Raw genomic sequence first — 7517 nt, 5'->3', positions numbered from 1 at the left:
CATTTTTGTATTCCATAAGAACGAGAGCCGTATTTGGATGAATTATTGGAGAATGAGTTACATTTCCTTTTGTTACCATATGCAAACGCCAATTTGCCCCCACTTTTTCTAAACTATTTATTTTTAATTCACAAAGCTCTTCCGCTCTTAGTCCTACAGTAAAAAGAGTGTACATAACGGTATATCTTAAGCGCCAAACATTATATGTTCTACTTTTTTTACATTTAGAAATTTGAAATTGTTTTTTTGAAAATTCTAAAAGTTTTAATACTTCATCTTGATTTAAAATATTCGTTTTGCCTTTTTTATCAATCTTAGGCTTTTTAATTAATTCAAGAATATTATATTCTAACAATCCCCTTTTTCTGGCATATGTTAAAAATGAAGATAAAGATGATAGCTTTCTAGCTACAGAAGATATTGAAAAATGATTTAAACTTTCTTTCCATAAAATAACTAATCTTTCAGTTATTTGTTTTAAAGAAGTAATTTTTATTTTTAATGTCTTAAATGTAAATAAAAAAAATTCTTCTAAATCTCTTGTATATGATTGTTGAGTATTTTCACTTTTAAAAGAATGAATAAACCAATTAAAAATATCTATAATTTCTTTTCCAATATATTCTTCTTTAGTTAAAATAATATTTTTATTGGATATAGGTCGATTAAAATTCTCGTTTTGCATCCTTGCAACTTTCTTTAAAAGAATATTTTATTTAAAATAAATTAACCCTGAATTACATGTATAATTTTTCCATCTTTAACAAAGACTTCACTTGGTAAGGATCGCAAATTATACGTACTTGCCATTGAGCGACAATAGGCTCCTGCCTCAAAAAAAGCTATAATATCACCTTTTTGAACTTCAGGCAGAAGAGTATTTTTAGATAAGAAATCTCCACTCTCGCAAACGGGCCCAACAATATTCCAATTTAAAAAATTATTTTTTAATTTTTCTCGTAAATTAACATCTTGATTGAAATTTACGATTTCGGCATGATGAATGGCACCATATAAGCTTGGTCTTGGAAAATCATTCATAGCTCCATCAACGTAACAAAATAAATTTTCGTTTGAATTTCGTTTTTCATATAAAACTTGAGTTAAAAAAACTGTAGAACTTGCTACAATACTTCTACCTGGTTCAACACATACAAATAATTTATTAAAATCCTCACCCCACACTTGGATAAGATCTTTATAATCCTTTGTTGCATTTTTAAATGTGTTACATAAAAAATCGATATGTGATTTTATGTCATTTCCATTTTCAGGAACACCTTCAACAGGAACCCCTAACCCACCACCAAAATCAATATGTTTAACAATAATGTTATTTTTTAACATAAATTTAGCACAATCAAGAATTTTATTTGCAATTAAAGGAAAAATGGAGTTTTCCATTAATTGAGATCCGACGTGAACATGAATTCCTTTTAAAGGATGAATCCACTTTTTATAGTCTTCTATATCTTGAAATTGAGACTTCATTTGATTTAACCATATTTCAAAATGCTCAAATAATATACCAAACTTTGAATTTAATGCTCCTGTTTTTAAATGTGGGTGTGTTTCTACTTCTACTGATGGATTTAATCTTAAAGAAATGACCAAACTTTTTATTTCATCGCTTTTGTTTTTATAAATAAAAAATAAAATATCATTTAATTCTGATAAATGCTCGACACTTAAATAACCTAATCCTCCTTGTATTGCTTCTTTCCATTCCTCCTCTTTTTTGCCAACTCCAGCAAAACAAATTTTCTCTGGCTTAATTCCAGCCTTTAAAGCGGCGCGCCACTCACCAATAGAAACAATATCAATTCCAGCACCCGAATTTTTAATTTCCTCTAATATAGGAAAGGAAAAATTTGCTTTCATGGCATAGAAAACTTCATTATTAGAAAAGTGTTTTTGAAGTGCTGACTTATAGTAATTTAATCTTTGAGAAATTGAATTTAAGCTTGTTACATAAATTGGAGACACCTTCAGATCTAAAATATCTGATAAAGGAACAGAATCGATGTAAAGGCCTTCCCCTTTCATTCGCTGTTCAAGGGGTTTTAAAGTAATAAATGGTCGCATTTTAATACCTTATAATAATAAAATTCTTTAAGCCCAAAACAATGGGCTCCTTCAATCCTTTTGTATCAGTTCATGTAAGGAGAAGTCCAGCTTAATGTTACGATTCTGTAATTGATAAATACTAGCAATTTTTTTGCAATAGTTTTTAATTAAAAAATCAATTTTGTAAAATAAAGTTAATGCATAAAAAATTGAGCGTCTTTTTCTATGGTAGGAAAAAATGACAAATGTTGGTAAGCAAATTGAAGACAATGCTAGGTAGGCTTTTTATTGATAAGAGAAGCTCATTAACATGATATTAATATGACTTAGCAGATATTACGACTCAATATTCATTGATATTGTCTAAAAAAAAGACATTTTATAAATCAATAAATATATCGATTTATAAAATAAAGATATTTATGAAACAAAAGAGATTTTATTATAAATGAATATGTTATTATAAATTTTATAAATTAAGAATTTTGTGATTTGTCTTAAAAAAAGACATTTATTCCTTTTTTTGATATTAAGTAAACAAGATTTATTCTATTAAATAATCTTTATAATAAATAATATTATAATTTCATATAAATCATGCTGCATCAGATTTATTGATGTTAGGATTGATGTTTTTATTTTCTTTTTCATTTAAAAATCTTATTGCCAATAATGCAATATCATCTTTTTGAGGAGCTCCTGAAAAAAAGGTGTAAGCATCATTTGTTATATTTTTAATAAATTCTTCAGGCTCTTGTGCACCATGGCTTTCCATAGATTTTTTAAAGTTTTTTAATCCATATTCTTTTAATTTGGGAGATTCTCCTTCAACAATACCATCTGTATAAAATATTATTTTTTGGCCAGGTATAAATTCAAATTCTTTTGTCTCGTATAATGCCCCTTTGGCAAACCCTAATCGAGAACCTGTTGATGGATAAATATATTTAACTTCATTTTTACCTTGTAAAGTCGTAATTATTGCCGGTGGAGTATGCCCTGCCGAAGAAGCAAATATTTTTTGATTTTTAAAGTCAATTAGGGCGGCTACCATAGTCATTAAATAAGTTTGCTTACCAGTTTCAACAATACACTCATTAATAAATTGTAAGACTTGGGAAGGAAAATCTTTTGAAATATCTGCTTTTCCTAATTTGATAAATTGTAAAAGCATATCTGCAGATCCACGTGTTACCGCTGTTATTAAGGCAGCAGGAGTTCCATGACCTGTTACATCACCAAAAAGTACTAAAATTTTTCCATCTTCTACTTCATAAACACCAAACCAATCTCCTCCACATTGACTCGCAGTTTTAAAAAAAGTTGAAGAATCATAAAAACGAGATTCTGGAAAAGATTTTGATATTATGGAATCTTGTACAGCACTTGCTAACTCAATATCCCTCTCTAAGTTCGCTCTATTTTTTTCACGTAAAACATACCAATCGTTTTCTATGGCCGTTATTAATGAAGTTGTTAGACTATTAATAATTCCTCTAGATTCATCACTATTGTCTACAGAACCTTTTGTAAAATAAAGTTCAATAATACCTATTTTTTTATTTTTTGAATTCAATAAAGGAACGGCAAGAATACTAAAATTGACATAATCATCTGAAAAACTAAATTTGCTATCTTCATTTATAAAATTTTTATCGGTTTGTAATTTTTCTGAGATGCCATTTTTATTTTCCATCTTTTTTTGATCAGAAACACGAACTACGGGTTTTGATTCATCTGAGGCTTCATTATCTTCATTTAGCCAAACCTCTACTTTTAATACTCTAATTAAATCTTTTAAATATTTTTCATAAATTTGAATAGACTCATTAATATTCATGCATTTTACAATTGCCTGAGAAGCTTCTGAGAGCCCACGAATCATATTTAAACTATGCTCAATTTTATCAACCATGAAATTAAAGTTTGTTGTTAATTTATCGATTTCATCTTCGCCAGAGCCTATTTGAAATCGAGTTCTCGATTGAAGTCTCGTAAATCGACCATCAGCGATGTCAAGGCTGGCTTGCATTAGTTTTCTAATTGGATTAATAACTTGTTTTTCAAGCAATGAGTAAGTTAAAACCAATATTGATAAACTAAGACCAAGTGTAAATAAAATAAAACTTAATTTTTGTTCTAATAAACGTTTTGCAATATATTCTGTAGAAAAGTTTAAAACAACAAAACCAAGAAATTTAGGATCCGATATCTCTGTTTCTTTCCACCATAATGATCCAACTAAACGATGTTTGTCATCTGTTAGATTTATCATTGGCGAAACCATTTTAGAAGGTACTAAATCGAATTTTGTTTTTTTCAAAACCAATTCTTTTGCAGGCAAATCTTTTTCTTTATGTCTATCTTCATATTCAACAAGTTCTTTTTTATTTTCTTTATTTAAATTATATTGAAAACCTGAGAAAAAATTTCCTTCCGCATCATAAATTTGAATATTAATTACTGTTTCTGCTTCAAATAAGGGTTTCATTCCCCTTGCTGCTATATCTTTATCAAGTTCCCAAAGAGATTTTGACAAAAAACCTAAAGAATTTGAAAGTAGCAGCACATGATTTGCTTCGGCATCCGCATTAAAAGATTTTTCAGCACGCCTTACTTGGTAAAAACTATAAATAGACATTACACCTAAGGTAACAATAAGAAGTAGTATGATGATTTTAGGAGCAAGCTTCATAAAATCTCCCAAAATTGGAGCTTATTAAAAAAACTGAAATAAATAATAAAATATAAATCTTAAATTTTATCGGATTACGTTTTTTCATCTTAAGAGATTTATTAAATTGAGGGGTCAGAAAAAATGAGGTATACAGAATAATATCGTTGAATTCGTTTGGCTTTTTAATTCAAAATCTGTTTTAGCTGGAATAAAAATACAAGATCCTTGTTCGACTTTAATATCGATCGTTTTATTTGAATTTATAGATAATTTTCCTGCAACATGAAATAGAATTCGATAATTATCAATTGAGCTAAATTCAATTATTTTGTCCGCTTTTATTTTTAGCCTAGAAGAATGAAATTCTTTAAAGGAACAAACACACTCTTCGCAATAGGCATCATTATTTGTTATAACTTCAAGCTCAGTCTTGGCTGGTGGGGTTATTGTCATGATTTCTAAAGCTTTTTCTGTATCCCAATGGTTTTGAGTCAAAACCTTTTGAGCAAAACTTAATATGAATCGTTCATACGTAGCCGTTTGAAACTCTATAACTTTAACCCCATGCTGTAAGGCATGAGGAATGAATGTCGGTACTCGAATGACATCCCCAATATTTAATTTTAAATAACCTGCATAAGAATCCATTATTTCTCGTTTTTGCTTTTCTTCTTCAATCAAATCATTAGGAACTTTCAATAGCCATTCTCTTAATTTATCTGCAGTAAGAGGCTCATTTAATGGGATATTTGAGTCCTTACGAAAGTCATCTAAAATAATATCAATTTTTTTTCTAATTTCTTCATATTGCTTAATTGCTTTCAGTAATTCGGATTTATACAAATTAGAATCATGATTTAACTTTTTTAATTTATCTAAATTAGAACCAAATTTTATTTTTCCTTCAGAGGAGGAAATTTCTGTTACAACATAAACTTCATTTTTTTCCGTATGAAGTTCATAGTAAAGATCTCCAAAAACAGGAACTGGTAAGGGATCTAAAATTTTTACTAACGTTAAATTTTTATCTGAAAATTTTTCTCCTAAGAGTCTTTTTGGCAAAGCGGAAATGAGCCATGGCAGTGGTATAGAGACATTTGTATTTAACAATGAACTTATTTTTGAAACGCCTCTTTTTTCAACTCCCGTAAACCAAATTTCTTGGCCCCAAGGTTTAGGAATATAAACGGGTTCAAAAATACAAAATTCTTTTGGGTTTATGCTAACTTTGTTTGTCTGTTTTTTTGAAAAATTCATTTTTTCATTTTGAAACAAATTAAAATCAAAATTTAAGGTTATGGGTATCTTTTCTAAAACTTCATGTTCAAGCTTTAAAGGAACAAAATGTTTAGTATCCTCTGTATAATGTGGACCAGTTTCAGGAAATACAGAAAATAACTTTACTTCACGACTGCGGTTATGGTGGTCTAGATAGACTTGATACTGAGCAACTAACTTTTGGGTTTTATTATTCCAATATTCATTTAAAGAATAACAAATTGTTACCAATATTTCTGTTAAACTTGGGTATTTTAATACAAGTTGCGATGTTAAAATATCTAAAATAAATTCTGGTGCTTCAACATTATTTATAAAAATTGTAGCGTTTTCATTATTTTTTTCAATTAAATTTGGTTTTTTAGTCATATAAACCTTTCAATCTTTTTGACAAAAAGGACAAAGCCAAGAACTTCTGCCTTTTTGAACAATACGTTGAATAACGCCTTTGCACCCTTTTTTTAAGCAATTTTCGCCCGTTCTACCATAAACTTGATGTAAATCTTGAAAACTTCCTTTTGTTCCATTTAAAGATAAATAGGTTGCAACGCTAGATCCCCCTAATTCTATTGCTTTCCGTAAAATTTTGGGAATTTCAAAAGAGAGTTGTTTCCATTCCTTATTTGTAACTTTAGAGCATAATTTTAGAGGAGATATTTTCGCTAAATATAATGCTTCAAGTGCATATATATTACCAATACCACCAATTAATTTTTGATCCATTAAAAGATCTTTAATAGAACAGTTTTTAGAAGATACTTGTTCCGTTAAAAATAAATCTTCTAAGTCTTTCTGAATTAGGGGATCACAAATAAAATTCACAGGATCATTTTCTTTTTTAACTTTCCAAAAACCAAATCGTCTCGGATCTACATATGCGACTGCATCTCCATTTTCAAAAAATAAAGAAACATGTTGATGTTTTTCTTGTAATTTGGAGGAATGAATTGGTTTAAAAGAACCACTCATACCTAGACTAACATTTACAGAACCTTGAGAAGTTTCTAAAACAAGTTGTTTCCCTTCTCGATAACATCGAATAAATTTATTTCCTAATGCAAATATTTCTGACAATTCTTTTTTTTCAAATGGGTAACGCAAATTTTCCCGATGAAATTTAATTTCTTTTATTTTAAGTCCTGCATAACTTTTATTTAATGCATTTGCAAAATTTTGTACTTCAGGAAGTTCAGGCATAATAACTCCAAATTCAAATATTAAGGTAGAAATTTCACACTTAAAAAATTGGCATGTCCCCAATTTATTTGTAAAAATGGGTACAATATCTTAAATACAGTATTAAAACAAAGGAAAATATATGAGTCAAATATTTAGAATAGCAACTTCTCAAGCAATTCGCGAAATTATTGAAGAAAGTGCCGTAGAAGGTCGATTTGGGTTATTATTAACAGACGATGGCATAGAGAAAATTGCGGAAAGAGTTGTTGATTTATTTGAAATGACTCTGCAGTTAAGAGCAAAAACACAAGAAATG

The 7517-nt window shown here is 28.8% G+C and carries 5 protein-coding genes; all 5 read right to left on the bottom strand.

The annotated features are described in order from the left end of the window. On the bottom strand, positions 1-685 hold a 685-nt coding region (locus tag ACIQ56_RS12465; protein ID WP_397601386.1), incomplete at its 3' end, for a tyrosine-type recombinase/integrase. Between the two features lie 41 nt (positions 686-726). After that, positions 727-2085, bottom strand: coding sequence for a diaminopimelate decarboxylase (gene lysA, locus ACIQ56_RS12460; RefSeq protein WP_397601385.1), 1359 nt, complete (start codon positions 2083-2085; stop codon positions 727-729). 577 nt (positions 2086-2662) lie between these two features. Further along, a complete protein-coding gene (locus ACIQ56_RS12455; protein WP_397601384.1) occupies positions 2663-4762 on the bottom strand; it encodes a SpoIIE family protein phosphatase in 2100 nt (699 codons plus the stop codon). Positions 4763-4876: 114 nt separating this feature from the next. Further along, on the bottom strand, positions 4877-6391 hold the full coding sequence (locus ACIQ56_RS12450) for a hypothetical protein (protein WP_397601383.1): 1515 nt from the start codon (positions 6389-6391) through the stop codon (positions 4877-4879). Between the two features lie 9 nt (positions 6392-6400). After that, on the bottom strand, positions 6401-7219 hold the full coding sequence (mutM, locus tag ACIQ56_RS12445) for a bifunctional DNA-formamidopyrimidine glycosylase/DNA-(apurinic or apyrimidinic site) lyase (RefSeq protein WP_397601382.1): 819 nt from the start codon (positions 7217-7219) through the stop codon (positions 6401-6403). Positions 7220-7517: the final 298 nt, after the last annotated feature.

The organism is Silvanigrella sp. (genome assembly GCF_044369315.1).
Lineage (GTDB): Bacteria > Bdellovibrionota_B > Oligoflexia > Silvanigrellales > Silvanigrellaceae > Silvanigrella.
This window is presented reverse-complemented; position numbering and strand designations above follow the sequence as displayed.